22 protein-coding genes, 2 tRNA genes and 2 rRNA genes are annotated in these 26,855 nt (G+C 59.4%); 16 read left to right on the top strand and 10 right to left on the bottom strand.

All coding sequences use genetic code 11. The annotated features are described in order from the left end of the window. Positions 1–79: 79 nt before the first annotated feature. The 5 genes from RWV98_RS14635 (at position 80) to RWV98_RS14615 (ending at position 4,924) form a co-directional block, all read left to right on the top strand. Positions 80–289 (top strand): FeoA family protein, encoded by a 210-nt coding sequence (locus RWV98_RS14635; protein ID WP_280962657.1) that lies wholly within the window; start codon positions 80–82, stop codon positions 287–289. 14 nt (positions 290–303) lie between these two features. Next, a complete protein-coding gene (locus RWV98_RS14630; RefSeq protein ID WP_280962656.1) occupies positions 304–525 on the top strand; it encodes a FeoA family protein in 222 nt (73 codons plus the stop codon). A 51-nt stretch (positions 526–576) separates the two neighbouring features. Then, positions 577–2,736, top strand: coding sequence for a ferrous iron transport protein B (gene feoB / locus RWV98_RS14625; RefSeq protein WP_280962655.1), 2,160 nt, complete (start codon positions 577–579; stop codon positions 2,734–2,736). Between the two features lie 27 nt (positions 2,737–2,763). Continuing rightward, positions 2,764–2,913, top strand: coding sequence for a FeoB-associated Cys-rich membrane protein (locus RWV98_RS14620; RefSeq protein ID WP_280962654.1), 150 nt, complete (start codon positions 2,764–2,766; stop codon positions 2,911–2,913). 151 nt (positions 2,914–3,064) lie between these two features. Continuing rightward, positions 3,065–4,924 carry a translation factor GTPase family protein gene (locus RWV98_RS14615; protein WP_317861674.1) on the top strand — a complete coding sequence of 620 codons (1,860 nt, stop codon included), beginning with the start codon at positions 3,065–3,067 and terminating at the stop codon, positions 4,922–4,924. 81 nt (positions 4,925–5,005) lie between these two features. Here RWV98_RS14615 and RWV98_RS14610 read toward each other — a convergent pair whose 3' ends face one another. From RWV98_RS14610 to RWV98_RS14600, 3 genes are read right to left on the bottom strand one after another with little or no spacing between them, the layout of a single operon-like run. After that, positions 5,006–5,872 (bottom strand): GHKL domain-containing protein, encoded by an 867-nt coding sequence (locus RWV98_RS14610; RefSeq protein ID WP_317861673.1) that lies wholly within the window; start codon positions 5,870–5,872, stop codon positions 5,006–5,008. Continuing rightward, positions 5,766–6,311, bottom strand: coding sequence for a hypothetical protein (locus RWV98_RS14605; RefSeq protein WP_317861671.1), 546 nt, complete (start codon positions 6,309–6,311; stop codon positions 5,766–5,768). Before RWV98_RS14605 ends, RWV98_RS14610 begins: the two co-directional genes overlap by 107 nt. Beyond that, positions 6,298–7,050 carry a LytR/AlgR family response regulator transcription factor gene (locus tag RWV98_RS14600; protein WP_317861669.1) on the bottom strand — a complete coding sequence of 251 codons (753 nt, stop codon included), beginning with the start codon at positions 7,048–7,050 and terminating at the stop codon, positions 6,298–6,300. Before RWV98_RS14600 ends, RWV98_RS14605 begins: the two co-directional genes overlap by 14 nt. A 325-nt stretch (positions 7,051–7,375) precedes the next feature. Between RWV98_RS14600 and RWV98_RS14595 the strand changes: the two genes are divergently transcribed. Further along, a complete protein-coding gene (locus RWV98_RS14595; RefSeq protein WP_317861667.1) occupies positions 7,376–7,897 on the top strand; it encodes a LytR/AlgR family response regulator transcription factor in 522 nt (173 codons plus the stop codon). Positions 7,898–8,080: 183 nt separating this feature from the next. Beyond that, positions 8,081–8,323: an AbrB/MazE/SpoVT family DNA-binding domain-containing protein gene (locus RWV98_RS14590; RefSeq protein WP_317861665.1), complete on the top strand. Its 243-nt coding sequence runs from the start codon at positions 8,081–8,083 to the stop codon at positions 8,321–8,323. A 122-nt stretch (positions 8,324–8,445) separates the two neighbouring features. Here RWV98_RS14590 and RWV98_RS14585 read toward each other — a convergent pair whose 3' ends face one another. Genes RWV98_RS14585 through RWV98_RS14565 form a run of 5 tightly spaced genes read right to left on the bottom strand, consistent with a single transcriptional unit; the run spans position 8,446 to position 15,658 of the window. Beyond that, entirely contained in the window at positions 8,446–11,064 is a 2,619-nt protein-coding gene (locus RWV98_RS14585; RefSeq protein ID WP_317861663.1) for an S-layer homology domain-containing protein, read from the bottom strand. Continuing rightward, on the bottom strand, positions 11,061–13,118 hold the full coding sequence (locus RWV98_RS14580) for a sensor histidine kinase (RefSeq protein WP_317861661.1): 2,058 nt from the start codon (positions 13,116–13,118) through the stop codon (positions 11,061–11,063). Before RWV98_RS14580 ends, RWV98_RS14585 begins: the two co-directional genes overlap by 4 nt. After that, a complete protein-coding gene (locus RWV98_RS14575) occupies positions 13,115–13,414 on the bottom strand; it encodes a hypothetical protein (protein ID WP_317861660.1) in 300 nt (99 codons plus the stop codon). The genes RWV98_RS14580 and RWV98_RS14575 overlap by 4 nt, the downstream gene beginning before the upstream one ends. Continuing rightward, positions 13,411–14,961, bottom strand: a complete 1,551-nt coding sequence (locus RWV98_RS14570; RefSeq protein WP_317861658.1) for a hypothetical protein — start codon at positions 14,959–14,961, stop codon at positions 13,411–13,413. Before RWV98_RS14570 ends, RWV98_RS14575 begins: the two co-directional genes overlap by 4 nt. Beyond that, positions 14,954–15,658, bottom strand: a complete 705-nt coding sequence (locus tag RWV98_RS14565; RefSeq protein WP_280962645.1) for a response regulator transcription factor — start codon at positions 15,656–15,658, stop codon at positions 14,954–14,956. The genes RWV98_RS14570 and RWV98_RS14565 overlap by 8 nt, the downstream gene beginning before the upstream one ends. Before the next feature lie 217 nt (positions 15,659–15,875). On the opposite strand from RWV98_RS14565, the gene RWV98_RS14560 reads away from it, so the two are divergent. From RWV98_RS14560 to RWV98_RS19480, 5 genes are read left to right on the top strand one after another with little or no spacing between them, the layout of a single operon-like run. Continuing rightward, a complete protein-coding gene (locus tag RWV98_RS14560) occupies positions 15,876–16,439 on the top strand; it encodes a biotin transporter BioY (RefSeq protein ID WP_317861657.1) in 564 nt (187 codons plus the stop codon). After that, a complete protein-coding gene (bioB, locus tag RWV98_RS14555) occupies positions 16,436–17,404 on the top strand; it encodes a biotin synthase BioB (RefSeq protein WP_317861656.1) in 969 nt (322 codons plus the stop codon). Before RWV98_RS14560 ends, bioB begins: the two co-directional genes overlap by 4 nt. Then, positions 17,401–18,093: a dethiobiotin synthase gene (gene bioD, locus RWV98_RS14550; RefSeq protein WP_317861655.1), complete on the top strand. Its 693-nt coding sequence runs from the start codon at positions 17,401–17,403 to the stop codon at positions 18,091–18,093. The genes bioB and bioD overlap by 4 nt, the downstream gene beginning before the upstream one ends. Positions 18,094–18,115: 22 nt before the next feature. Then, positions 18,116–18,595, top strand: coding sequence for a CatA-like O-acetyltransferase (locus RWV98_RS14545; RefSeq protein WP_442872069.1), 480 nt, complete (start codon positions 18,116–18,118; stop codon positions 18,593–18,595). Then, on the top strand, positions 18,519–18,746 hold the full coding sequence (locus RWV98_RS19480; protein ID WP_442872068.1) for a CatA-like O-acetyltransferase: 228 nt from the start codon (positions 18,519–18,521) through the stop codon (positions 18,744–18,746). The genes RWV98_RS14545 and RWV98_RS19480 overlap by 77 nt, the downstream gene beginning before the upstream one ends. Before the next feature lie 59 nt (positions 18,747–18,805). Here the strand turns inward: RWV98_RS19480 and RWV98_RS14540 are convergent, their stop codons facing one another. Continuing rightward, positions 18,806–18,979, bottom strand: coding sequence for a hypothetical protein (locus RWV98_RS14540; protein ID WP_280962640.1), 174 nt, complete (start codon positions 18,977–18,979; stop codon positions 18,806–18,808). Positions 18,980–19,000: 21 nt separating this feature from the next. Further along, positions 19,001–20,950 carry a glucosaminidase domain-containing protein gene (locus RWV98_RS19475; RefSeq protein ID WP_442872067.1) on the bottom strand — a complete coding sequence of 650 codons (1,950 nt, stop codon included), beginning with the start codon at positions 20,948–20,950 and terminating at the stop codon, positions 19,001–19,003. Positions 20,951–21,574: 624 nt separating this feature from the next. Here RWV98_RS19475 and RWV98_RS14530 point away from each other — a divergent pair. The 4 genes from RWV98_RS14530 (at position 21,575) to RWV98_RS14515 (ending at position 26,822) form a co-directional block, all read left to right on the top strand. Then, positions 21,575–23,127: ribosomal RNA gene (locus RWV98_RS14530) — 16S ribosomal RNA — on the top strand. A gap of 190 nt (positions 23,128–23,317) precedes the next feature. Further along, positions 23,318–23,395: transfer RNA gene (locus RWV98_RS14525), tRNA-Ala, on the top strand. 41 nt (positions 23,396–23,436) lie between these two features. After that, a tRNA-Ile gene (locus tag RWV98_RS14520) sits at positions 23,437–23,513 on the top strand. Between the two features lie 384 nt (positions 23,514–23,897). Further along, positions 23,898–26,822 (top strand): 23S ribosomal RNA (locus RWV98_RS14515). The 16S and 23S rRNA genes sit together here with 2 tRNA genes alongside, the layout of an rRNA operon. The last annotated feature ends 33 nt before the right edge of the window (positions 26,823–26,855 follow it).

Genomic DNA, 26,855 nt, shown 5'->3' with positions numbered 1-26,855 from the left:
AAAAGGAGTTAGTGGAAACTAACTATACAAAAATTTTGGACGATACTTACCGATTGATTATAAGGAGAGGATGAACATTATGCCGCTGACGATGCTCGACGCAGGTGTGGAGACCACGATCAAAACGATTCGGGGCAAGGACCGTACCCGGCAGTTTTTACAGAACATGGGTTTTGTTGAGGGGAGCAGGATCAGCATTGTTTCCTCGATGGCGGGCAATTTGATCGTATCGGTCAAGGATTCGCGCGTTGCCATTTCGAGTTCGATGGCTTCCCGCATTATGGTTTAAGGAGAGGTTTGACAATGGGTAATTTGAGAACGACAAAGTGCGGCGCGACCGTGACCGTGCGCAAGGTCGAAGGCGAGGGCGCGGTGCGCCGCCGCATCATGGATATGGGCATTACGCGCGGCGCTGAAATATTTGTGCGTAAGGTAGCGCCGCTCGGCGACCCGGTAGAGGTCACGGTGCGCGGCTACGAGCTTTCGCTGCGCAAGGCGGACGCTGAAAAAATTCTGGTAGACTAAAAATTTTACATAGGGGTTAGCGACACCTAACCCGAGAAAGGGGAATCATCTATGCAGGTTCGTTTGGCGCTTGCCGGCAACCCGAACTGCGGCAAAACCACAATGTTCAACGAACTCACCGGCGCCACCCAGTATGTGGGCAACTGGCCCGGTGTAACGGTGGAAAAGAAGGAGGGACGCTGGAAGGCGGATCGCGAGATTTCGATCACCGACCTGCCGGGCGTTTATTCGCTGTCGCCCTACACGCTGGAGGAGGTCGTCACCCGCGATTATCTGATCGAGGAAAAGCCGGACGCGGTGATGGATTTGGTCGACGCTTCCAATATCGAACGCAACCTGTATTTGACCACGCAGCTGATCGAAATGGGCGTGCCGGTCGTGCTGGCGCTCAATATGATGGACCTTGTGCGCAAGCGCGGCGATAAGATCGATACGAAAAAGCTTTCCAAAACGCTCGGCGTGCCGGTGGTGGAAACCGCGGCGGTCAAGAGCGAGGGCGTGCAGGAGCTGGTGCAGGCCGCGCGGCGCGCGGCCCAGAGCGGGCAGGCGCCCGCGCCGTTTGCTTATCCAGAGGCTGTGGAAAAAGCCGTGGCCGATATCGAGGCGCTGATCGTGGGTGCGGTGGACGCGGCCCAGCTGCGCTGGTACGCGGTCAAGCTGTTTGAACGGGATGAGAAGGTGCGGGAGCGTCTTAGTCTGGCGGGCGAAACCATGGATCAAATCGAGCGCATCGTTTCCTCTACCGAGGACGCGCTTGACGACGACGCGGAATCCATCATCACGGACGCGCGCTACCAGTATATCGCGGAGGTGGTGCGGGCCTGCGTGGTCAAGAAAAAAGCGGCGCAGTCCGCTTCGGACAAGATCGATCGGATCGTCACGAACCGCATTTTGGCGCTGCCGATATTTGCACTTGTCATGCTGGTGGTGTATTATGTATCTGTGACCACGGTCGGCACGCTGCTGACCGATTGGACGAACGACACCCTGTTCGGCACTTGGATCATTCCGGGCGCGCAGTCCTTATTTGAAGGCATGGGGCTGATGCCTTGGCTGACCGGCCTGCTGGTGGATGGCATTCTGTCCGGCCTTGGCGCGGTAATCGGGTTTGTGCCGCAGATGCTGGTGCTGTTCTTCTTCCTCGCGGTATTGGAGGATTGCGGTTACATGGCGCGCGTGGCCTTTATCATGGACCGTATTTTCCGCAAATTCGGCCTTTCGGGCAAGTCCTTTATCCCGATGCTGATCGGTTCGGGCTGCGGCGTGCCCGCCGTCATGGCCTCGCGCACCATCGAACAGGAGCGCGACCGCCGCATGACGATCATGACCACCTGCTTTGTGCCCTGCTCGGCCAAGCTGCCGATCATCGCCCTGTTCGCGGGCGCGATTTTTGGCAACGCGGGCTGGGTGGCGTTCTCGGCTTACGTGATCGGCATACTTGCAATCATTGTTTCGGGCATTCTGCTCAAGAAAACGCGCATGTTCGCGGGCGATCCCGCGCCGTTCGTTATGGAGCTGCCCGCCTACCATGTGCCCGCGGCGGGCAATGTGCTCCGCTCAATGTGGGAGCGCGGCTCCTCGTTCATCCGTAAGGCGGGCACGGTCATTTTACTTTCGACGATCGTCATCTGGTTCGGCCAGAGCTTTGGCTTTGAAGGCGGCTCGTTCGGCATGGTGGAGGATATGAACCATTCGGTGCTCGCCGCGGTCGGCAGCCTGCTCGCGCCGCTGTTCGCACCGCTCGGCTGGGGCGACTGGAAAGCGACGGTGGCCACGGTCACCGGTTTGGTGGCGAAGGAAAACGTCGTGGCGACCTTCGGACAGCTCTACGACTTCGCGGGCGAGCTGAGCGAGGACGGCGCCGAGATCTGGGGCACGCTGGCCGCCGGGTTCACCGCCGTATCCGCTTATTCGTTCATGGTGTTCAACCTGCTTTGCGCGCCGTGCTTCGCGGCGATGGGCGCGATCAAGCGCGAAATGAACTCGGCCAAGTGGACGTGGTTCGCGATCGGCTACATGACCGTGTTCGCCTATACCATTTCGCTGATGATCTATCAGTTTGGCGGCCTTTTGACCGGCGCACTCTCCTTTGGCGCGGGCACGGTCGCGGCGATCATCATACTGCTTGCCTATCTTTACCTGCTGTTCCGCCGCCCGGCCCGTTCGGATACGACGCGCGGCCTGAAGCGGATGAGCGTGGAAGCGGGCTAAGCAACAGAAAGGAAGCGACCCCTTGTTATGATTCCTACGATTATTGTATCAGCCTTGCTGCTGGCGGCGGTGTTCTTCGCGTTCCGCAAGGTGCGCCGTCAGGTCAAGAACGGCGAGTGCCCCGGCGGCTGCGCCGGCTGCTCTCATCAGTGCGCCTGCCACGGTGAAAAGAAATAATTAACAAAACGCGCGCCGCAAAGTGATTTGCGGCGCGCATTTTTTGCCGGTCGTGGAACGCGGTGTTAGACGGCGCGCGGCCACCTGTGCTATACTGTTCTGTAGAGGTGATCGATATGACTTTTTCATACTTTGCTTTGAGGTGCCGCCTGTGAAAACGATCGGTATTTTGGCGCATGTGGACGCGGGCAAGACCACCTTGTCCGAGCAGATATTATACCGCGCGGGCGTGCGGCGCACGCTGGGGCGCGTCGATGAGGGCACGGCGCTGCTCGACGCGGACGAGATAGAGCGGCGGCGCGGCATCACGGTCTTTCTGGGGCTGGCGCCCTTTACGCTGGACGGGCAGGAATTCACGCTGCTCGATACGCCGGGACACGCGGATTTTTCGGCCGAGACCGAGCGCGCGATCGCGGCGATGGACGCGGCCGTTGTCGTGGTCAGCGCGGTCGAGGGCGTGCAGGCGCAGACCGAGGCCCTGTGGGAGCTGCTGCGCGAAAAGGGCGTGCCCACGCTGTTTTTCATCAACAAGACCGACCGGGAAGGCGCGGACGCGGCCCGCGTGACCGGCGCGCTGCAAACGGAGCTGCGCGCGCCCGCCTGCCTGTATGAGGAAAGCGAGCGTGCGGCGGAATTTCTCGCGGGGCTAGACGACGCGCTGCTCGAAGCCTATTTGGAGCAGGGCGGCTTTGCCGTGCGGCCCGCCGCCGCGCGGCTTTTCCGCGAAGCGCGGTATTGCCCCGTGCTTTGCGGCGCGGCGCTCCGGGGCGAAGGGGTGGACGAGCTGCTTGCCGCGCTTTCGTATTTGGTGGAGCGGCGGCCGGCGCACACGCGCACGATCACGCCGTTCCGCATCCGGCACGAGGCGGGCTTTGGGGCGCGGCTGACGTTTGTGCGCGTCACGGGCGGCCCCCTGCGCGCCAAGGAGGTATGGAACGGCGAAAAGATAAGCGAGCTGCGGGTATACACCGGCGAAAAGTTCGTCACCGTTCCGGAGGTGGAGGACGGCGCGGTCTGCGCCGCCACGGGCCTGACCCTGCCGCTGCCCACCGCGGGGGCCGTACAGCCGGTGCTGACCGCGCAGGTGGAAACCACGGCCGACCGCGACGAAGTGCGCCGCGCGCTGGACACATTGACCGATGAGGACCCGCTGCTCGCGGCGAACTGGCGGGCGGATACAGGCCGGTTCGAGGTACAGGCCATGGGCGAGATCCAGCTAGAAGTTTTGGGCGAGGTGCTGCGCACGCGCTTCGGCATAGAGGCGGCGTTCAGCGAGGGGCGGCCCCTTTACCGCGAAACGATTCTCAACACCGTGACCGGCTACGGTCACTATGAACCGCTGCGCCACTATGCCGAGGTGCATTTGCGCCTTGTGCCGGGCGAACGGGGCGGCGGCGTCACGTTTGACAGCGCGTGCCCGACCGACGTGCTGCCCGCGCAGTTCCAGCACGCGGTGCGCACGCATTTGTTTGAAAAGCCGCTGCGCGGCGTGCTGACCGGCGCGCCCCTGACCGATGTGCATATCACGCTTTTAACCGGCCGCGCGCATGAGAAACATACCGAAGGCGGCGATTTCCGCGAAGCGACGCGGCGCGCCGTGCGGCAGGGCCTGATGCAGGCGGAAAGCCGGCTGTTGGAACCGTATTACGCCTTTACGGTGCGCTGCGGCGCGGATAGCGCGGGGCGCGTGCTGGCTGCTTTGCAGCGCATGGGCTGCGATTTTACGCCCATGGACGCTGGCGCGGGCCGGTTTGGCGCTTCGGGCCGGGGGCCCGCCGCGCCGCTTGCCGGATATGCGCGCGAGCTGGCCGCCGATACCGGCGGCACGGGCCGCCTGCGCCTTGCGTTTGACGGGTACGAGCCCGTGCGCGAGCAGGACCAAGCGGTGGCCGCGGTGGGCTATGACCCCGCGCGGGATACGGAAAACCCCGCGCACTCCGTATTCTGCAAGAAAGGCGCGGGCTACCCGGTGCCGTGGGACGAAGTGCCGCTGATGATCCACTGCAAATGAAGGGCTGGGAAAACAAGGGCAGCGACTTGATAAAAAGAGTACCGCGAACGAAACGCGTGCGTTTCGTTCGCGGTACTCTTTTTATTTGGGGAAGAGCAGGCGCAGCGCAAAGGTGCTTTTGGTCTGCTGGTAGTCTAAAACGGCGTGGTATTTTTCCGCGAAAGCGGCGATGGATTTTGCGCCGTAGCCATGGTCCGGCCGGTCGGTCGTGGGCAGCCCGGTGGTAAGGTCGACGGCGACGGGCGCGCTGATCGTGTTTTCGATGGCGAGAAAGAACGGGCCCATACAGCCGCCGTCCACCACGCGGATGCAGCGCGGCGTTTCCGGCGGCAGGCAGGAACAGGCGTTGAGCGCGTTTTCAAGCGCGTTGGAAAGCACCACGGCGAACTCGGTCATATCGACGGGCAAATCCTCGGGTACCGTCAGGCTCACGGTGAAGTCCACGCCCAGATCAGCCGCCTGCGCGGCGGTCAGCGACAGCACGGTGTCGATCAGCACGCTGCCGGTATAGCGGTGCAGCTGGCCGATCCCGGCAAGCTGGGTCAGGTCCTTGTCCATCGTGCTCACCACCTTGAGCAGCTCGGCGGCGTCGCCCGCGAGCGCGCTGCTTTTCAGTAATTGGAGAAAGTGCCGCAGATCATGCCGGAAGATGCGGTTCATCCGTTCGGCGGAAAGGATGCGTTCGGTCTGCTGCTCCAACGCGTGGATTTGCGCGACCAGCACGGCTTCGTTCTGCTGCGCGCGGTACTGCTCCTGCATGGACTGAAGGAAATGGTGGATGGTGACATAAATAAGCGGCGTGATCGCGCACAGGGCGACGGCGGTCCACACATCCACCGCTTCACGGTGCAGAAAAAGCGGCATCAAATAACATGAGTTGATCGCGAAAAGCAGCGAAAGCGGAATCAGCGTGAGCCATACCCACCCGGCTGCCGCGGAATGCAGCATACGCAAGTACGGCGCCCGGCACATAAAATAAAAAATGGGCAGCAAAATAAGGGTGACCACGATCTTGACGACCAGCCACGCGGGCGTGCCGAGCGGTACGAATATGCTGATGACCGCGTTCAAAACGGTGATGAGCAGCGCGACCGTGACCGTGGTAAAAAAGAAAGCGTCCGTCCCGGCACTTGGTAAACAGATAAAACAGCCCGCACGCGATCAGGATCGGCACCGAGCCGACCAGATCCCGCCCGTAACGGTCGCAGCCGAACAGGTGGTAGATCGCACCGGCCGCCGCGAGCGCCGCGATGGCCACGATAACGGCGGCCCAGCGGATCAGCCGCGCGGATAGGATCCATTCATCCACCAGCATGACGACAAAGGGGATCGCCAGCGGCAGCATGGTGGCAAGCGCAAGAAAGGCATAGAAATCAAAGGATTCCATCAGTACCCCGCCCTGAATTTAAAAAGTTCATGTAGGCGCGGCGCACCTCGCCCATACGCAAACGGGAAATCGGGACCTGCGAGTCATCGTCCAAAACCAGTTCGTGCGGCGAAAAATGCAGCACATGTGCGGCGTTGACCAAATAAGATTGGTGCGGCCGCAAAAACCGCTTGTCCGCGATCAGCTCGGCCAGCACTTCGTTGAAGGGGATACGCAGCACCTTGCTTTGGATCGTCTCCCCGCTTTGCATGTGGTAGTGGAACACGTGACCGGTCACTTCGACAAAAACGATGTCGCTTAGCGCCACGCGCATGTCGCCCATCAGCGCGCGCACCGTGGCGCAGGTGTCGATCTGCGCGCCAAGGTGGGCGACCACCTCGTCCAGCGCGGCAAACATCGTATTTTGGTCGACAGGTTTGATCAGATAGTTCGCCGCGCGCACACTGAACGCTTCCACCGCGTATTCGCGCGATACCGTCAGGTAAATAACAGTGTGGTTTTTGCCGGTGCGCGCCAGCACGCGGGCCAGATCGATCCCATCCGTATCGGGCAGCAGCATGTCCAGCAGGTACAGATCGAAATGCGCGCCGCGCTGCAACGCGTCGAGCAGCATGCGGCCGGTCTGAAAATGCTGAAATTGCATCTGAAGATGGGGGCGCGCTTGTCCGTAGCGCGTCAGCAGGCCACGGGTCCGTTCGGCATCCGCCAAGGTGTCTTCACATATGGCGATATGTAGCATGGTTTGGTCTCCTGTCTTTTCATGATATGGCAGCCTGTAAAAAAAGCGCCAAATCCTCTCGCATATAGTGTACACTGAACTGGCAAAAAAGTAAAACTGGATATGTGTAAACAAGGCCTTTTGTGGGCAAAACGCTGGTTTTCGGGTCGGAAAATTTTACGAAAAAAATGATAAAACGCCGGAAAATAGCGAAAAGAAACGCAATATCACAGAAAATGTCGAGCTTTCACAGAAGATGATGCGAAAAAAGAACTGTTTTACGGTACAATTAAATCAAACGGAGAAATACCGCGAATCTTGGCGGTATAAAGAGAGGGATAAAGACATGGAGGTTGTACTGTACGAGGGGGCGCCGATTCATCCACGACGGGTACAGGAGCTGGCCGGTCAGGCGGTACACGCGTTTGAAGGCGCGGATATCCACTTGATACACTGCACGACCGAGCAGGAGCTTTCCGCCGCTATTTGCGGAGCGGCGGCGAGGGATGTGGCCGGCCGTATCGATGCGTTCCCGTTCCGCACGCGCCTGAAAACGCACCTGCTCCGCTTGCCGCAGATCCGCTATTTCCGCTCGGCGGATCACCACCTCTACGCCACGCTGACGACGGGGGAAACGCTCGTCAGCCGCACCATGCGCATTTCGGCGCGGGCCGCGCTGGCCCCGCTGCTCGACCGGCGCCTGTTCTTTCAAATTAGCAAATCCACCTTTGTGAACATGGCGCATGTCGGCTCGGTCTCGCTGGACGGCGTGCATCTGGACGATGGGGCGGTCCTAGCGATCTCGCGCAAATACTATGCCGAGTTTTTGGCATGGAGCAAGGCGGCAAAGGGTAAAAAACACGACTGATGAAAGAAAAACAACGGGACGCCGCAAAAGACGCGGCGTCCCGTTGTTTGCGATACGGCGATGATTTGGATTTTCCTGTCGAAGAAATGATAAAAAACTATTGATTTGGAAGATTGTGTATGGTATGATTTGTAATATAGTGTAAGTGGTGTAAAAGTTAGCTGGGAGAAGGGATACAGAATTATGAAAGCAACCGGAATGACAAGAAAGCTGGACGAGCTGGGCCGCGTCGTTTTGCCGATCGAGCTGCGCCGATCCATGGGGATCGAGATCAAGGACGCGCTTGAAATCTTCGTGGACGACAACCGGGTCATTTTGAAAAAGTACCAGCCGGGCTGCATTTTTTGCGGTAACGCGGACAAGGTGACGCATTATAAAGGAAAGTACCTTTGCAAGCGCTGCTTGAAAAAGATAAAAGAAGCGTGATTCCCTGCAAACCAACCATCGTCCCGGCGCGTTTTGATACAACGCGCCGGGGCTTTTTTTCTGCAAGAAGGGGGCTGCGACGAAACGCGTTTCGTCGCAGCCCCCGTTGGTCCGGGTTTGGGTTAGCGCAGGGCCGTCCACTTTTCGTGAACGCCGTCAGCCTTGCGGTCGTAATCGTGGGCGTTCGCGGCTTCCTGAATATCGAGGTAGTACCAGCGCGCGGCGTCCGTGTTGTCTGTAAAGGTCTGCATGCCGGGCAGCAGGTCGCTTGCCGCTTCGGGCGCGCGGTTCAGCACGCGGTTGACGAGGGTGACCGCTTCGGCGCGGGTGATGTACCGGTCGGGCTCAAAACGGCCGTCAGGGGTACCCCTGACCCAACCACGCATATATGCGTGGTTTATCTCATTTCTAGCCCAGTGGTTCGCAATGTCGGGGAATTGGTCCGCGCCGTCGTAATCGGAGGGATCGAACCGGGCGGCAATGGCGGCGAACTCGGCGCGGGTAATCGGGCGCTCGGGGTAGAATTTACCGTCCTTTTCGCCCTTCAAAATGCCCGCGTTTGCGAGGGTGGCGATCGCTTCGGCGCTCCACCGGCTGCTTGCCACGTCCGGGAACGGGCTGGACGTGGTATGGTATGCGTCGCGCGTCGCATCGTCCAGCAGGCGGTAGAAAATGGCCGCTACTTCTTCACGGGTGATGTTCGCTTCGGGCCGGGCCGAGCCGTCCGGGTAGCCGCTCAGATAGGCGATATGGTCCTCTTGGTTGAGCCCGGGGGCCGTTCCCTTCGCGTTCCACACCGCGTACAGGTTCAGCGTGTTCGCGGGCATTTTGATCTGCTCGCTTGCCTTGTATTTTACGCTTCCGCTCGCGCTTTCGGCCCAGCCCGCGAAGGTCTTGCCTTCCGGCGCTTTAAACAGATCGGCCGCCTTAAGCGTTACCGACGCGCCCGAGCGGTGGCCGCTGTCGCGCACATCCGCCGGGCCGTTGGCATAGTTCGCGTGGTAGACGACCGCGTAGGTGGGCGTGCTGCTCGAAGAAGAATTGTGGTGCTCTTCCTCTTCCTCCGCCGCGCCGGGGACGATGGCGGCGAACAAATAGGATTCGCCGCCCGCGTAGGTGATCGTACTGTTCGACGGGCTGCCTGCAAGGTGCTTGTAGGAATGGGCGCGCGCTTCCGTGTCACGGTCCAGCGTGTACAGCTCGGCGTGCGTATTCGTGGAGGGGATAATGGTGAGACCCTTCGGTACGGGTGAAACCGTCCCTTCCGGTGTTTCTCCGCCCAGCATTGCCACATTGCCCGCGTCGCCGGTGACGGTCACGGGCGCGTCCAGCGTGCCGTAGGTGGAAAAATCGCCGCCGGTGAACGTGGCGGACGCGGCGGTCAGTCCACGGATCGAGGGCCGGAGAGAACTATCGGGGTCGGTTTCCAGATAATCGGTATGGAAGGTCAGCGCACCGCCCGGCGCGTGGATCGCGTCGCCGTCGCTGTTTTCCAAGGCGCTATTCGCGGACAGCTCGATATCGACAGCCGTGTTTTCCGGCAGTTTGACGCCGCCCGCGAGATACAGGCTATTATTCGTGTCGTCCTGCGTAAAGGCGGTGAGCGCCAGCCGCGCGTGCGCGCCGTCCGCGGCGGGCGTCCAATGGACCGTGCCGGGATAGGAAGGCGATCCGTCGTATTTCGGCATTTCGACAAGGAAGAGTTTTTCCGCTGTTTCGCCGGTAAGGTCGAGCGCATCCTCCGCGCCAATGATCTCGTCCAGCGTTTGGTCAATCACGGTCAGGCCGCTCGTATCGCCCTCTACCGTGCCTTCCACACCGCCGATGACCCGCGCGTTCACGCCTGCGGCGACCGTGACGGCGCCGCCATGGGTTTGGATGCCGTGCGAGTTGCCGCCCACGGTGACGCTGCCGCCTTCGAGCGATACCGTACCGGAAACTTGTGATATGTTATCCATATCAATGCCCCGATCGCCCAGACACGTCAGTGTGCCAGAGCCGGAAACGATCAGGCTTGTTTGGGAGTCATCATAGATACCGCTGCTGTCTGTCAAAAACGCGCCGGTAGCGGTATCCCTGCCGCCATAGCACTCGATTTTGCCGTGATTGACAATCGTCAGAGAAATCACTGCATATATGCCGGCGTCCGTGACAGTGGGGTACTCACTGTCGCCGCCAATGGCGGTCAGGGAAGCGTCAGGATCAACAGTCAGGGTGAGGGCGGCGCCCGCAAGACCTAGAGAGAACCCCCTCCGTCCAGAGAGAATGGGTCCGTAGAACGCGCAATCGCCGCGCACGGTTAAACTGCTGTTGTGCGGTAGTTCGAGACCGGCCGAGGAAATATTACTATTCGCCTCTGCGCGCTGCCTGAGGTTGTAAGCGGTAATGTTGACAGCGCTCCTAGACGAGGTGAGGTTACCAAACCGCAACCCGCCTTCGACCTCCTCGCCCAGCGAGGTGGCGAGGACGTGGGTCACATCGTCCGCGACCTCATAGGTTTCCAGATTGCTGCCCAGTTCGACGTAGACGAATTTGCCGTCCGCCGGGATGGTGTAGGGCAGGCTGTTCGTACCGCAGACCACCTCCATGGACTCGCCCGTGTCGTTTTGTATGGTCTCTCCGTGGGTCACCGTACGCGGCCCTTCCTCCGCCAGCGCGGCCGTGGGCAGCAGCGTCAGCAGCAGGCAGGCGGAAAGCAGCGCCGCCGCCCAGCGTTTGAACAGATGGGATCGGTGTGTCATAATAAGTTCCCCTCCTTTAAAAATCGGCAGGGGGAAAAGCCCCCTTGAAAAATGAAAGCACCGGCCGCCCGCGTACAGCGGGAAGCCGGTGTTTTCTTGCTCGCACACAGTATAACACAGTTTTTGGCCCACGGCGCGAAAATGAAGAAAATTTCATTTTCGGGGGGACATAGCCCCCGGGGGAGGGGTAGGGACAGAACCGCCAGAAAGCCTTCCGCGTCGCGCTCCCAAGTAAACGTGCCGCCGTATTTTTCGGCGGTCTCGCGCAGGATGGAAAGGCCGAAGCCGTGCGCGGTCAAATCGGCTTTGCTGGTGCGCCCCGCGTCGGGCGGCGGCGCGGCGTTGACGCAGCGCAGAACGAGCGCGCCGCTCTCCGTGCCGCAAGAGAGGGAGAGCCAGCGGTCGCTCGGATCGGGCAGGCGGGCGGCGGCTTCCACCGCGTTGTCCAGCAGGTTGATCAAAAGCGAGGTCAGGTCGTCGTCCCTGATGGGCAGGGCCTCGGGCAGGGGGCAAAGCTCCAGCCCGGCGTAGGTATCGTGCGCCCGCGCCTGTTCCAGTTCGATGGAGAGGATGGCGTCCACCAGACTGTTGCCGGTGTAGGTTCCGGCGCTCGGCCCGCTGGCGGGGGTCAGCGAATCCAGATAGGCGCGCAGCTCATCCAGCGCGCCTTCGTCCAGATAATGGCGAACCAGCGTCAGGCGGGAGCGGGTTTCGTGCAGATCGCGTCGCGCCCGCTCCACATAGCCCCGCTGCAAGCGCGCGTGCGCGGCGCGGGCGGCAAGCTGCGTTTCCGCAAGCTGCTTTTGCGCGCGCAGCGCGGCTTCTTCCCGGTATACCTGTATGGTATCGCCCCAAATCAAGGCGGTGTACAGCAAAATGAGCAGCCCGCCCGCGATCTCGACGAACCAGCCGAGCAGGATCGGTTCGTGCAGGGGCAGCAGCCGGTCCATCACAAGGGCGGAGGCAAACACGCAGCCGCCCGCGAGCAGGGCGGCGGAACCGCGCGCGCCGCGCCGCAGCGCGTAAACGGCGGTAGCGAGCAGCCAAATCGCGGCCAGCCATTTCCACACGCCGAGCACGCGGCTCCACAAAAACAGCGGCGCGGCGCTTTGCACCGGAAACAGCGGCTGCAATAATACGCCCAAGCAGAGCAGCCCGCCCGCCGCGAGCGCGGGATAAAGCGCCCTTTTGGGGGGACGGCACAAACCGCCCTGCACCCAGAGCAGCGCGGGGAACACGCCGTAATAGCACAGCCGCCGCAACAGCGAAACCGCGGCGCCTTGCAGGCCGAGCGCCTGCGCGAGCGGCCAAGCCGAGGAACCGGCAAAGCACACGCACAAAAGGGTAAGCGCCAGATAGGGCGGGCGCGCGCCGCGCGACGCGCCAAGCAGCAGGCAGAGCAGCGCCTGCAGCAGCGCCGCGCCGCAAAATAGGCTGTGCAGCGCCAGCCGGGCCGAGGAAACACGGCCCACTGCTTCCGGGCTGCCGAGCGCGGGCGGCGTGACCATGCCGGAGTAAAAGCCGGTCTCATCCGCGACCTGTACCACGATTTCGATCTGATCCGCCGCGGTGAAGGCGACCATGCGGCTATCCGGCGCGGGGGCGTTTTGGTCGCCCATGCGCACGCTCTGCATCAGCTCCCCATTCACCCACAGCCGCCAGCGGGAATGGATTTCGGTCAGCTCCAAGGCAAATTGCCGGGGCCTTCCGTCCAGCCGGATGACCGCGCGATAGGTGGCCGCGCCGTGCGGATCGGCCGCCGGGTCGCCCAGATCGAAGCCGCCGTATTGGCCCAGATAAAGGGACGCGTCCGGCGCGCGGGCGGCGGCCTCGTCCGGGGTAAGCAGCGCGCCCTGATAAAAGGTCCAGCCGTCGGCCAGATAGAAAAGGGGGTGGCTGTCGTACCAGCTCATATCAAGCTCGGTCACGCCGTCCGCCGCGTAAGGGCGCGGCTGGGTGTAGCGGTTGTCCAGCCGGTAACACAGGTAATAAACAAGGCAACTGAAAAGGACGGACGCCGCCAGCACAAGCGGCAGCGCTTTGGTCTTTTTCATGCGCGCCGTCCCCCTTTCCGTCGGACAAGGCGGGCGCACACGGCGGCGGCAAGCAGCGCGCAAAGGCCGAGCGCGTGCGCCGCCAGAACGGGCGCGCGCGCAGGCTGCGCCGGGGCGGGCGGGGCGCTCGCCGCTTCGTCTTGCGGCGGCTGCTCGGGCAGGTCGGGCGCGGGCGGCTGCACCGGGTCGTCTTGCCCGGGCTGCGGTTCGGGCAGGGGCAGGGCGGGCGCTTCCCGCAGGTCGGGCTCGGGCAGGGGCGCGGGGGCGGCCAGCACCGCTTTGGGCGGAAAGATCACCGGCGCGGGCGCTTTTGCAAACGGCGCGGCCCCGGCGGCGGGGGCCGGGGCGGGCTCTTGCGCCGTGTCCGGCAGGGGGAGGCCGGGGCGGCCGCTCCGGTAACGGGCGGCATGTTCTCCGCAATCTCCGTTTCGGGGGCGGGCGGCGCGGAATCCGGTTTCGGGTCGCTATGCTGGCTGTGGCCGCTCCCCCCGGAGGATGGCGTTTCCACCGGCGGGGGAATGATATCCGCCGGCGGCAGGTCGCCCTGCTCGGTGCGGTCGCCGCCGTCCCAATCGCCGCCGCCGTTCCAGCGGTAATCATCATAATGTAAATAGCGTATCCGGTTGGACTGGCCCGCCATCGGTCCGCCGGAGACGTTCAGGCAGAACAGATAGTCGTGGTTTTGCAGGGGCAGGGCTTCCAGCGTCGCCCCGGTCGGGGTGATCGCCGCGCCGGGCAGCCCGGCGGCGTTTTCCCAACTGCGTCCCTCGTCCGCGGAGTAGTAGAGCGTGAGCTGGTCCGCGCCGGTAATCTCGCGGTAAAAGCGGATGTAAACGCCCTCGCCCGCGTCCTCGATATCGCGGATGTAGGGCTTTTGCGGATCGACAAGGTAAAGCGGCACGGTACGCTCCGGCAGTTCGACGCCGCCCACGGTTCGCGCAAGCGGCTTGCCGGTCAAGCGGTAGACGCCCGGGCGGGAAAGCTCGTCCGGCGCGCCCTCCCATTGGGCGGGGACGGAGAACAGGAGGGAGGAAAGGCGGTCCTCCACGTCGCACAGGGCGTATCTGGCGCTGTTGTTCAGGGCGTTCGCGAGCAGCGCGTTAAGCTCCTCCTGCGATGCGCCGGCATTCAGATAAAGCCCGTTTTCCGTGAGTCGGTCGCCCGGCACGGCGCGGCGCTCAATCACCGCCGCGTCCGGCGGCAGGGGATCGGCCGTGGAGCAGTCCAGCGTCAGCGCGGGCGCGTCCGCGATCAGGCCGTCGCTGCGTATCTCGCTGAAGATCAGGCGCACCGGAACGTCGGCGCGCAAGGCTGCCGCGCCCTCGCCCGAAGCGGACACGCGGCAAAGGGTCAGGTCCGCCTGATCGCTCCCGGAGAGGGACAGCGCGCAGGCGCCGCGCCCCTCCGCGCGTATTTCCATATTCCGTATGGAAAGCGCGGGGCCGGAAAGCGCGACCGCCACGGCGTCCTCGCCAATGGAATAAACGGTCACGCCATCCGTGGTCAGCGTGCCCGCGATCTGCATAAGGGGCCGCGGCGCGCCCGAGCCGGTAATTGATACCGGGCCGGAAAGCGAAAGCGCCGCGTTTTCGGGAAGAATCAAGCTATGCTCGCCCAAATCCACCGTGACGGGATTTTGAAGGTCGATCTTTAACGAAGCCGAATCGGCGAGCGTGATGTCGGCCGTGACGGTGATCGTGCCGCCCTCGTCCCGCGCAAGCAGCTCGGCCAGCGCTTCGGCGGTCGCGCACTGTTTTTCGGCGGGCGGTTCGTCCGCGGCGCGCACCGGCGCGGGCAGAAGCGACAATAGAACGAAAAAAAGCGCCAAACAGCGTTTAACCATGGGGCTCCTCCCCTCGCAAGATCAGGCGGTAACCGCGCATTCGGATGTTTTCAATGGTGGCGTGGTGCTGGCCCGCGGTGCTTTCCAGCTTTTTGCGCAGCGAATAGATGTGCGAAGTCACGGTGCGCGGGTCCTCGCACACGGCAAGGCCCCATACCGCGGTGTAAAGCTCGTCCGCGGTGGCGTAGCGGTTGCGGGTGCGCATCAGCAGGGCGAGCAGCTGAAATTCCTTGGGGCTGAGCAGCAGGTCGTGGTCCTTCCAGTAGGCGCGGTGGTTTATCTCGTCCAGCCGCAGCGGGCCGCCCGCCTCGGCGGCGGACTGCCGGAGCAGCGCCGTGCGGCGAAGCTGCGCTTCGATGCGGGCAAGCAGCTCCTCCATGCGGTAAGGCTTTACAATATAATCGTCCCCGCCCGCCCGCAGGCCCTGTATGACCTGATCGCTATCCGCCAAGCAGGTGAGAAACAGCACGGAAACAGAACCCAACCCGTGCAGATCGCGGCATAGGTCAAGGCCGGAGCCGTCCGGCAGCAGGATATCCAGCACGATCAGATCGGGCGTATGCTCGCGCAGGCGCTGGCGCGCTTCCGCTATGTTCATCGCAATCGCGACACGGTACCCCTCTTTTTCAAGGCGGCGGCGGTTGTGGTTCAGAATCGTTTTGTCATCCTCTACCAATAGGATGTGGTATGGCTTCATGTAGGCTCCCCCTGTTCTTGCCTTTGCTACTATAATTGTAACTGCTGGTGCGCGTAAAAGCAAGAAACGCTTGGCTGAAAGAGATGGAATACCAAGGGAAACCAGATTGTAAACCTAAATGCATAAATTGGTTTACAATGGAGAGGAACCATGCTATAATGTGGGAAAAGCGGGCGGCATGCCGCGCCGCGTCCGGTATAGGAGGAATGAGAAAACAATGAAAACCGCTGTTTCCACCCGGCATATGGTGCTGTGCGCGCTCTTTGCCGCGCTGATCGCGGCGGGGGCCTTTTTACAGGTGCCCGTGCCGTTTATGGATTATTTCACGCTGCAATTTCTGTTCGTTATCCTCGCGGGTATGCTGATGGGCGGCAAGCGCGCCGCGATCTCGGCCGGGGTGTATGTGGCCGTCGGCCTTTGCGGCATTCCGGTGTTCGCGGCGGGCGGCGGGCCGCAGTATATTTTCCGGCCCAGCTTCGGGTATTTGCTGGGGTTCATTGCCGCCGCCGCGCTGACGGGCTTTTTGTGCGAGAAAATGCAGGCCGCGCGGTTCCGCGATTTTCTGCCCGCGGCCTTTGCCGGGCTGGCGGTGACATATCTGATTGGCTTTGCCTATAAGTACATGATCCTGAACTTTCATTTGGGGCAGAAAACGCCGCTCGCCGTGATCTTCCTTTCGGCTTTTCCACTCGACCTGCCCGGCGATATCCTGCTGTGCATCGTGGGTTCGGGGCTGGCCGGGCGGCTGCGCGCGGCGCTGAAAAAGGAGGAATTGCTGTGAACCGTTTAGAAGAAGCCAAGCAAAAAGCGCTGAAAGGCGACGGCGTGAGCCGGGACGAGGCGCTGTGGCTGTTTGAATCGGACGACCTCACCGCCCTTTGCCGCGCGGCGGACGAGATACGCGACGCCCGCTGCGGCAACGCGTTCGATCTGTGCTCGATCGTAAATGGCAAATGCGGCCGCTGCTCGGAGGACTGCCGGTTTTGCGCGCAGTCGGCCCGCTATCCGGCGGAGACCGGCGCGTATCCGCTGCTTGCGGCGGACGAGCTTGCGGCCCGCGCCAAAGCGGATCATGAACAGGGCGTGCGGCGGTTTTCCATCGTCACCGCGGGGCGCACGCTGTCCGAAGCGGAGACCGAAGCGGTGTGCGCGGCGGTCCGCGCGATCCGCGAAGCGTGCGGCGTTTCGGTATGCGGCTCGCACGGGCTGCTGTCTTATGAGCAGCTTGTCCGGCTGCGGCAGGCGGGCGTTGCCCGGTACCATTGTAATCTGGAAGCCTCGCGGCGGTTTTTTCCGCAGGTGTGCACCACCCATACCTATGACGATAAGATCGCGGTGATTCAAAACGCGATGCGCGCCGGGCTGACGGTGTGCAGCGGGCTGATCATCGGTATGGGCGAAACGGCGGCGGACCGTATCGATCTTGCGCTCGATCTGCGCGCGCTCGGCGTGCGCTCGGTGCCGGTCAATGTGCTTACGCCGATTCCCGGCACGCCGTTCGAGCAGCTGCCCGTGCTGACCGAGGACGAGGTCTGCCGCACGGCGGCGGTCTTTCGCTTTGTGCTGCCGCAGGCGGCGATCCGCATGGCGGCGGGGCGCGGCAAATTCGAGGACAAGGGCGCGCGCATCTTCCGGTCGGGCGCGAACGCGGCGATTACCGGCGATATGCTGACAACCTCGGGCATTACCGTGGCGCGCGACCTTGCGCTGCTGCGGTCGCTGGGATTCGAGGTGGCGCGGGCGTGACAAACGGCATTTTTATCGCGGGCACGGGCACCGATATCGGAAAAACCTATGTTTCGGCCCTGCTGGTCGCTTCGCTGCGCGCGGGCGGCGTGAACGCGGGGTATTTTAAGCCCGCACTCAGCGGCGCGGAGCGGCGGGGCGAAGCGCTGGTTCCCGGCGACGCCGCCTATGTTTGCGCGCGGGCAGATTTGCCGGGCGACCCCATGGATTATGTGGCCTATTGCTACGAGCCCGCGGTTTCGCCGCATCTTGCGGCGCTGCGCGCGGGCCGGCCGATCGAGCGGGCGGAGATCGACCGGCGCTTTCGCGCCGTGCAAAGCCGGTTTGACTTTATCGTGGCCGAAGGCTGCGGCGGTATCTTCTGCCCGCTGCGGACGGACGGCGAAACGCTGCTTTTGACCGATGTGGCAGCGATGCTTGGTTTTGAACTGCTGCTTGTAGCGCCCTCCGGCCTCGGCGCGATCAATGCCGCCGTGCTGGCCGCTTCGTATGCGGAGCGGCGCGGATTAACGGTGCGCGCCATCGCGCTGAACCAGTTCGACGAACACGATCCGATGCATCAGGACAACCGGCGGCAGATCGAGCGGTTTACCGGGCTGCCCACGCTCTGCATCCCGCGGGACGCCCGAAATATGGATATCAGCTTTCTCGGTTGTGCAGACAAACCGGCTGTGCTACACTATATATAATAAAGGATGGGAGGCGGCGGCAATGGCTGGCAAGTACAAGGTGATCGACGAAGCAAACTGGAAACGGGCGATGCACTGCGCGGTATTTCGGAACAGTGTGGAACCGGCGTTCTGCGTCACGTTTGAACTGGACGTCACAAGGTTCCGGCGGATGGTGAAGGCAAAGGGCTATTCCTTTAGTATGGCGCTGATTTATGCGGTTGCCGCGTGCGCAAACAAGATCGAAGAATTTCGCTACCGCTTTGTCGATGGTAAGGTCGTGCTGTTTGACCGGATCGACACCGCGTTTACCTATTTAAACGAGGAGACCGAGCTGTTTAAAGTCGTCACCGTGCCGATGCAGGATTCCATGGAAGCGTATGTGCCCCTTGCGCTCAAAACCGCGCGCGAGCAGCAGGCGTACTTCACCGGCCCGCTGGGCAACGATGTATTCCAGTTTTCGCCCTTCCCGTGGGTATCGTACACCCATATCTCGCACACGAACGCGGGCAAAAAAGGATAACGCCACGCCCCTTTTCGATTGGGGCAAGTTTTTCGAGCGGGACGGCAAGCTGCTTTTGCCGTTTTCCGTGCAGGCGCACCATTCCTTTGTGGATGGGCTGCATATCGGCCGTCTGGCCGACGCTTTGCAGCGCGATTTAAACGAGTGCTGAACATACACAAGGCCCCCTTCTTTTGCAGTTTTGCAAAAGAAGGGGGCCTTGCCATGCGCTCAATCGTCGCCGCGCAGCAGCTTTTCCGCGTAGCCCTGCAATTCCTCGCAGGAATGCAGGTTGTTGCCGCGCGAAGTGATCATTTCGCGCACATAATCGGGCAGGTCGTCGAAATAGGCGTGCGCCGCAGTGTTCAGTGCGAGCATTTCCGTTAAATTGTGGTAATGGTTCATGATCGTTCACCTCGCAAACCATTATGCCCCGGGATAGGTCAAAATATGATCCAAAATATTCAGAATTTTTGTGCCGTAATCCGCGCCGGAGGCCCAGCCGTAGCCCTTCGGGTTTTCCTGAATGCCTAGGTGCTGCACGGTCTCCGCGCAGCCTCGCGTGACAAGGGTGAAGCGCGGATCAATACATTCGTTTTTCAGCGCCGCGCGGTTCGCGTACGCCTTCAGGTGCTGGATCTGCGCGCGGATGCCGAGCTGCGGCGTTTCAAACACCGCGCCCTCCACGCCGTTCGTGACCACGCCCAGTCCGCAGAAATTGTTTTGCGCAAGCGTGACCGCGCTGCCCGTAAAGGTGAAGTTGCCGGTCTCCAAGCAGGATTGCGCGAACGCTATGTCGCCGCGGATACCCTCCGCCGCGCCCTCGGTCAGGTAATGCGGAATCATATCGAGAACGGACTGCGGCGCGTTCGGATTAACCGAAAGCAGGTACGCGCGCATCTGCGCGGCGGTCGCCTTGGCGGTGTCGGTGATCGGGGTATAAGTAAAGTAATGGTCGATCGTGTAGGTTTTTAGCCCGTTATAGGACGAACCGGGCCGCATGGCCTGCGTCAGCAGCAGGGTGGAGGCGGGGTGCGTGTCTTGAAGCAGCTTGTCCTCCAGCGATCGGAGCGACGCACCGGCGGAAGCTTCAAAAACCGACCACTTGCCGTTTACATACACCACATTCCACGCGCTGCTGTAGCTGCGTGCGATGAATGCAGGGATGCCGGCTTCATAAAACATATAATCCGCCGCCGCTGCAAAGGAAAAGCTGTCCATGCCGTCGCCGGTCCGCCATGCGGTCGTCCATGGGGCGGAGCCGCCCGAGCGGAAGTTATCCTTAATTAGGGCCGCGATTTTTTGCACGCGCGCGTTGTCGTCCGTCAGCGAGGAGAGGGCCGTCATATCGTTCCCAAAATGCTTTTTGGTGTTTGTCAGATCTTCCGCGGTACCGCCCTTGCTGGTCGCGTAAGAGGTGGAGAGGGATAATCGCTCTCTCGCGTCCTTAGCAATGCTGCCCGAAACACCGGCGCTCGCGGCTTGCTTTGGCGACGCGCCAAGATAAGCGGCGGACAGCGCGGTGAAGTCCTTCCGCAGGGCGGATTTGTCCGGGTTGTCAAACAGGTCGGGGTCCGCAAGGTCGGGCAGCGCATCTTTATATAAAGAGGGGGAAACAAAGGCGGTGTTGGTGATCGCGGCGGTCAGCTGGTTGGCCCAGTAGAGGTTGGCGCGGCTCAAAGCGCTCCCGGCGGCAAACGGCGGCGCATCCTTTACCGCGCGCAGCGTGCTGATCAGCACGCGCCAGTCCGCGTCATTCTCACCGGTCACGATCGGCGCATAGCGAGAAGCGGTCGCTTGGTACGAGGAAGCGGGCAGCGCGCCGAGATTCACGGCAAGATCGTTCATCGCGGCCGTCCAGTTTGATTCTTCGGCATAGGGGTAGGCGGCGTAAGCGGTGATCACGCGCGTATCGTAATTATAAGCCACGCCGAAGTCGACCAACGCGGCAAGCTCGCGCAGGCCCATATAGTTGTTTCCCTTTATATTGTATACGGTGGGCGAGACCCGTTTGCCATCCACATAGATGGTCTGCTTGGAGGATACGGCCGCCGCACTTGACGTGGCGGTGTTCTTGATCGCGCCGCTCTCCCCGGAAACGGGCACGTAGGCCTTGTCCGATTCGATGCGCACCGCTTTCGCAGCGGAATCATAGGTCACGCCGAAATCGAGCAGGCGGCCAAGGTCGCGCAGCTTAAAATAGGTGTTGCCTTCTATATTATATATAGTAGGGTCGGCGCGAACACCGTTTGTATCGCTAAGCGATGTGCTGACAGAAAAGCTTTGGCCGCCCGCCGCGGCAGGAGAAGCGGATACGGCAAGGGCCGATGCGGGGAATACCACCAGCGCCGCAAGGGACAAAAGCAGTCGTTTCAAAAGAAGTTCTCCCTTCGGTGTATATTTCGTGAAAACATGGTTATTATACCACAGCGGCAGATAAACAAAAAGAGTAAGCGCTTCTCTGAATTGCCGCTGGTGGTATAATGTTCTGAAAAGCTACGGTATAATAGCCGTTTCAGCGGCTATTATACCATGGAAAGTTCATGTAATCAAAACCAATTTGAGGAAGCGAAAAATAGCGGAAAAATTATGATAAAAAGTGTTGACAAAAGGAGGGGTGTGCGATATACTAAATAAGCTGCTTCTGAGAGAGCGGCGGCGAGGAACTGAGCAAGACTTTGAAAACGAAAAAAGTTGAAAAAAGTTCTTGACAAACGATTCCGAACCTGATATACTAAATAAGCTGTCACCGAGAAACGAAAGAGCCTGAAAAGTTCTGAAAACTCTCCGAAACAGCGAAATTGCACCTTGTAAATTAAACAACGAGAAAGCTTGACTGCATCGGTTGAAAGACTGGTGTAGGAATGTGAACCTGAAAATTCTTTTAAGAGTAAACACTCTATAAAGTAAATCGGTGGACATATGGAACTCCACTTAAAACAAACCATATCGTCAGACTCTAAGAAGTCGATTAATTGAGCTTTGGCTCTGTTAATACAATTTTTAGAGAGTTTGATCCTGGCTCAGGATGAACGCTGGCGGCGTGCCTAACACATGCAAGTCGAACGAGGTTATTTTGGAATATTCCTTCGGGGATAGGAATCTTTAACCTAGTGGCGGACGGGTGAGTAACGCGTGAGCAATCTGCCTTTAAGAGGGGGATAACACTCGGAAACTGGGACTGCTAATACCGCATAAAGTATTGAGAGGACATCCTCATGATACCAAAGCAGCAATGCGCTTGGGGATGGGCTCGCGTCTTATTAGTTAGTTGGCGGGGTAACGGCTCACCAAGGCGATGACGAGTAGCCGGTCTGAGAGGATGACCGGCCACACTGGAACTGAGACACGGTCCAGACACCTACGGGTGGCAGCAGTCGAGAATCATTCACAATGGGGGAAACCCTGATGCTGCGACGCCGCGTGGGGGAATGAAGGTCTTCGGATTGTAAACCCCTGTCATGTGGGAGCAAATTAAAAAGATAGTACCACAAGAGGAAGAGACGGCTAACTCTGTGCCAGCAGCCGCGGTAATACAGAGGTCGCAAGCGTTGTTCGGAATCACTGGGCGTAAAGCGTGCGTAGGCTGTTTTGTAAGTCGTGAGTGAAAGCCCCGGGCTCAACCCGCGGACGGCACATGATACTGCGAGACTAGAGTAATGGAGGGGCAGGCGGAATTCTCGGTGTAGCAGTGAAATGCGTAGATATCGAGAGGAACACTCGTGGCGAAGGCGGCTTCCTGGACATTAACTGACGCTGAGGCACGAAAGCCAGGGGAGCAAACAGGATTAGATACCCTGGTAGTCCAGGCAGTAAACGGTGCACGCTTGGTGTGGGAGGAATCGACCCCCTCCGTGCCGCAGCTAACGCGATAAGTGTGCCGCCTGGGGAGTACGGTCGCAAGATTAAAACTCAAAGAAATTGACGGGGACCCGCACAAGCGGTGGAGTATGTGGCTTAATTCGATGCAACGCGAAGAACCTTACCTGGGCTTGACATGTAAGTGAACAACATGTGAAAGCATGCGACTTTCCCTTCGGAGGCGTTACAACAGGTGCTGCATGGCCGTCGTCAGCTCGTGTCGTGAGATGTTTGGTTAAGTCCAGCAACGAGCGCAACCCCTCGTTGCCAGTTACCAGCACGTGAAGGTGGGGACTCTGGCGAGACTGCCCAGATCAACTGGGAGGAAGGTGGGGACGACGTCAGGTCAGTATGGCCCTTATGCCCAGGGCTGCACACGTACTACAATGCCCAGTACAGAGGGGGCCGAAGCCGCGAGGCGGAGGAAATCCCTAAAAACTGGGCCCAGTTCGGACTGTAGGCTGCAACCCGCCTACACGAAGCCGGAATCGCTAGTAATGGCGCATCAGCTACGGCGCCGTGAATACGTTCCCGGGTCTTGTACACACCGCCCGTCACATCATGGAAGCCGGTCGCACCCGAAGTATCTGAAGCCAACCGCAAGGAGGCAGGGGCCTAAGGTGAGACTGGTAACTGGGATGAAGTCGTAACAAGGTAGCCGTAGGGGAACCTGCGGCTGGATCACCTCCTTTCTATGGAGCACGTGCTCGGAAGTGCAACAGGTCGGCATCTCCTCCGGTCAATCAGGGTGACCGAAGAAAGACGGAACCCGCGAGGGCCCGCAACGAACCAAAGATGTGTAAACAGCCAGACGCCTGGAGGAAACCTGGCACGACGAAATGCGTGACGACCTTTTTTCACCGAGAACCGCAACTGGGGACTGGGGGTATAGCTCAGTTGGTAGAGCGCCAGCTTTGCAAGCTGGAGGTCCGGGGTTCGAGTCCCCCTGCATCTCCACCACGGTTTCGGAAAACGAGACGACCACCGGAAGCCGAAACAACGGGCCTGTAGCTCAGTTGGTTAGAGCACGCGCTTGATAAGCGCGGGGTCACAGGTTCAAGTCCTGTCAGGCCCACCAACCAAACCGAGTTGTAAATAAGAGGAATTAGAAGAAAGTAAGAATCTAAAGCTAGCTGCAAAAGGAAAGAAGAATAGAACTATTCCAACCCCTACCAACTGAATTTGTACCTTGAAACTAACAACAACGAAAGCAAAAGCAACAATATGATGGAAGCAGGAATGTAACATCATACGATTGAAAAATCGATAGAGGAAAAGAAAATGTTATTCCGACTTAAAAGAACAAAAGTTAAATTGGGAAATATGATCGAAAGATCATACTACAAAACACAAGCTAAAAATGATACCGAGATTACTCAATAATTCAGAAGGCAGGAAAGTGTTTTGTGGAATTGTGGAAGTGCCGCAAATAACACCTTTTACCGCAATAGGTCTTACAGCTGATCAAGCTAAGTAAAGGGCGTACGGGGAATGCCTTGGTGCCAACAGGCGAAGAAGGACGCGGCAAGCTGCGAAAAGCCTCGGGAAGCTGCAAGCAAGCGATGATCCGGGGATATCCGAATGGGGAAACCTGATCGAGGCAATACTCTGTCATCGTTCATACCTGAATACATAGGGTACGAAACGCGAAACCCGCCTGAACTGAAACATCTCAGTAAGCCGAGGAAAAGAAAGCGAAACCGAGATTCCGTAAGTAGTGGCGAGCGAAAGCGGAAGGAGCCCAAACCGGGAGTAGCAATATTTCTTCGGGGTTGTAGGACCACGTCATATAGCGATCATATTGGATAATAGAACAGCCTTGGAAAGAGCTGGCGAAACAGGGTGAAAGCCCTGTAGATGAAATCCAGAATGGAGAGCTAGTGGTATCCAGAGTAATACATCGGACACGTGAAACCCGATGGATGAACCTGGGGGGACCATCCTCGCAAGGCTAAATACTACTCAGTGACCGATAGAGAACAAGTACCGCGAGGGAAAGGTGAAAAGAACCCCGGTGAGCGGAGTGAAATAGAACCTGAAACCTTGTGCCTACAAGCACCGTCAGAGCACATTAACCTGTGATCGGGTGCTTTTTGTATAACGAGTCCGGCGAGTTAATGTATGTAGCGAGATTAAGGGCTACTGGAGTACCGGAGCCGTAGCGAAAGCAAGTCCGAAAAGGGCGCAATAAGTTGCGTGTATTAGACCCGAAACCGAGGTGACCTATCCATGAGCAGGCTGAAGTATGCGGTAAAACGCAAGTGGAGGACCGAACCCACGTGAACTGTTGAAAAAGCCGCGGATGACCTGAGGGTAGCGGAGAAAGGCCAATCAAACCCCGAGATAGCTGGTTCTCCCCGAAATAGCATTTAGGTGCAGCGTTATTTGCTAGATGCCCGGGGGTAGAGCACTGAAAAGGCTAGGGGCCACGACCCGCTTACCGAACCCTATCAAACTCTGAATACCGTGCTAATTGATGAACGTGGCAGTCAGACAGTGAGGGATAAGCTTCACGTTGTCGAGAGGGAAACAACCCAGATCAGCAGCTAAGGTCCCTAAATAATACTCAGTGGAAAGTGATGTGGAACTACACAGACAGTGAGGATGTTGGCTTAGAAGCAGCCACCATTTAAAAAATGCGTAATAGCTTACTCATCGAGTGATCCTGCGCCGAAAATGTATTGGCGATCAAGCGTTATACCGAAGCTCTGGACTTTGCCGCAAGGAAGAGTATTGGGTAGAAGAGCGTTGCATGCGCGTCGAAGAGAGCGATGGCGACTGACCCTGGAGCACATGCAAGTGAGTATGCAGACATGAGTAACGGTTAAGCCGGGTGAAATCCCCGTGCCGCCGAAAACCCGAGGTTTCCAGGGCAACGTGTTTCGTCCGCCCTGGGTTAGCCGGGACCTAAGCCGAGGCCGAGAGGCGTAGGCGATGGACATCAGGTTAAAAATCCGTGAGCTCCCAACCCTTAAACTTGGGGGACGCATGAAAAAAGATGAACCTAGGTGATGGAATTGCCCGAGGTGAGTCCACGGACCGAAATTAAAGTAGGGAAGTCGATGGCGTGAGAGACGAGAAAAGCCCCAGCGTATGCTAAGCGACCCGTACCGCAAACCGACACAGGTGGGTGGGTAGAATATACCAAGGCGAAAGAGAGAAACCTGGTTAAGGAACTCGGCAAATTAGCCCCGTAACTTCGGAAGAAGGGGTGCCTGCAGCGATGCAGGCCGCAGAGAAAAGGCCCAACCGACTGTTTATCAAAAACACAGCACTCTGCAAAGACGCAAGACGAAGTATAGGGGGTGACACGTGACCAATGCCGAAAGATTAAGGCAAGGGGTTAGCCGCAAGCCGAAGCTCCAAACCCAAGCCCCAGTAAATGTCGGCCGTAACTATAACGGTCCTAAGGTAGCGAAATTCCTTGTCGGGTAAGTTCCGACCTGCACGAATCGTGAAACGAGTTGGGCACTGTCTCAACCAGGCGCTCAGTGAAATTGTAGTGGCGGTGAAGATGCCGCCTACCCGCAAAAGGACGGAAAGACCCTATAGACCTTAACTGTAAGCTGTCATTGTTTCTTCGGTTTTAATGCTCAGAATAGGTGGGAGCCTCGGAAGCACGTGCGCCAGCAGGCGTGCGAGTCAACAATGAGACACCACCCTTGGAATACTGGAGGATTCTAACCCTGAGGCCCTGAATCCGGCCAGAGGACCCTGTCAGCCGGTCAGTTTTACTGGGGCGGTAGCCTCCCAAAGAGTAACGGAGGAGCGCAAAGGTGCGCTCAGCCCGGTTGGCAACCGTGTACTGAGTGTAAGCGCATAAGCCCGCCTAACTGTGAGACCAACAAGTCGAGCAGAAACGAAAGCAGGCCCAAGTGATCCGGCGGTAGTGAAAGTGGAAATGCCGTCGCTCAACGGATAAAAGCTACCTTAGGGATAACAGGCTGATCACCCCCAAGAGTCCATATCGACGGCGAGGTTTGGCACCTCGATGTCGGCTCATCGCATCCTGGGGCTGAAGAAGGTCCCAAGGGTTTGGCTGTTCGCCAATTAAAGCGGCACGCGAGCTGGGTTCAGAACGTCGTGAGACAGTTCGGTCCTCTATCTGTTGTGGGCGCAGGAAAATTGAGAGGAGCAGACCTTAGTACGAGAGGACCGGGATGGACGTACCACTGGTGCACCAGTTGTTCTGCCAAGGGCATAGCTGGGTAGCTAAGTACGGACGAGATAAACGCTGAAGGCATCTAAGCGTGAAACTCCCCTTGAGATAAGTATTCCCACCCTTCGGGGGTAAGGCCCCTTGTAGACTACAAGGTTGATAGGTCAGGAGTGGAAGTGTGGTAACACATGCAGCGGACTGATACTAATAGGCCGAGGGCTTGACCTCATTATTAGAGGTAACCTCAAATCTCTTATAGCT

It is taken from the genome of Agathobaculum sp. NTUH-O15-33, assembly GCF_033193315.1.
GTDB classification, from domain to species: Bacteria; Bacillota; Clostridia; order Oscillospirales; family Butyricicoccaceae; genus Agathobaculum; species Agathobaculum faecihominis_A.
Note: the sequence above shows the minus strand (reverse complement) of the source record. Positions and strands in the feature narration are given on the sequence as shown.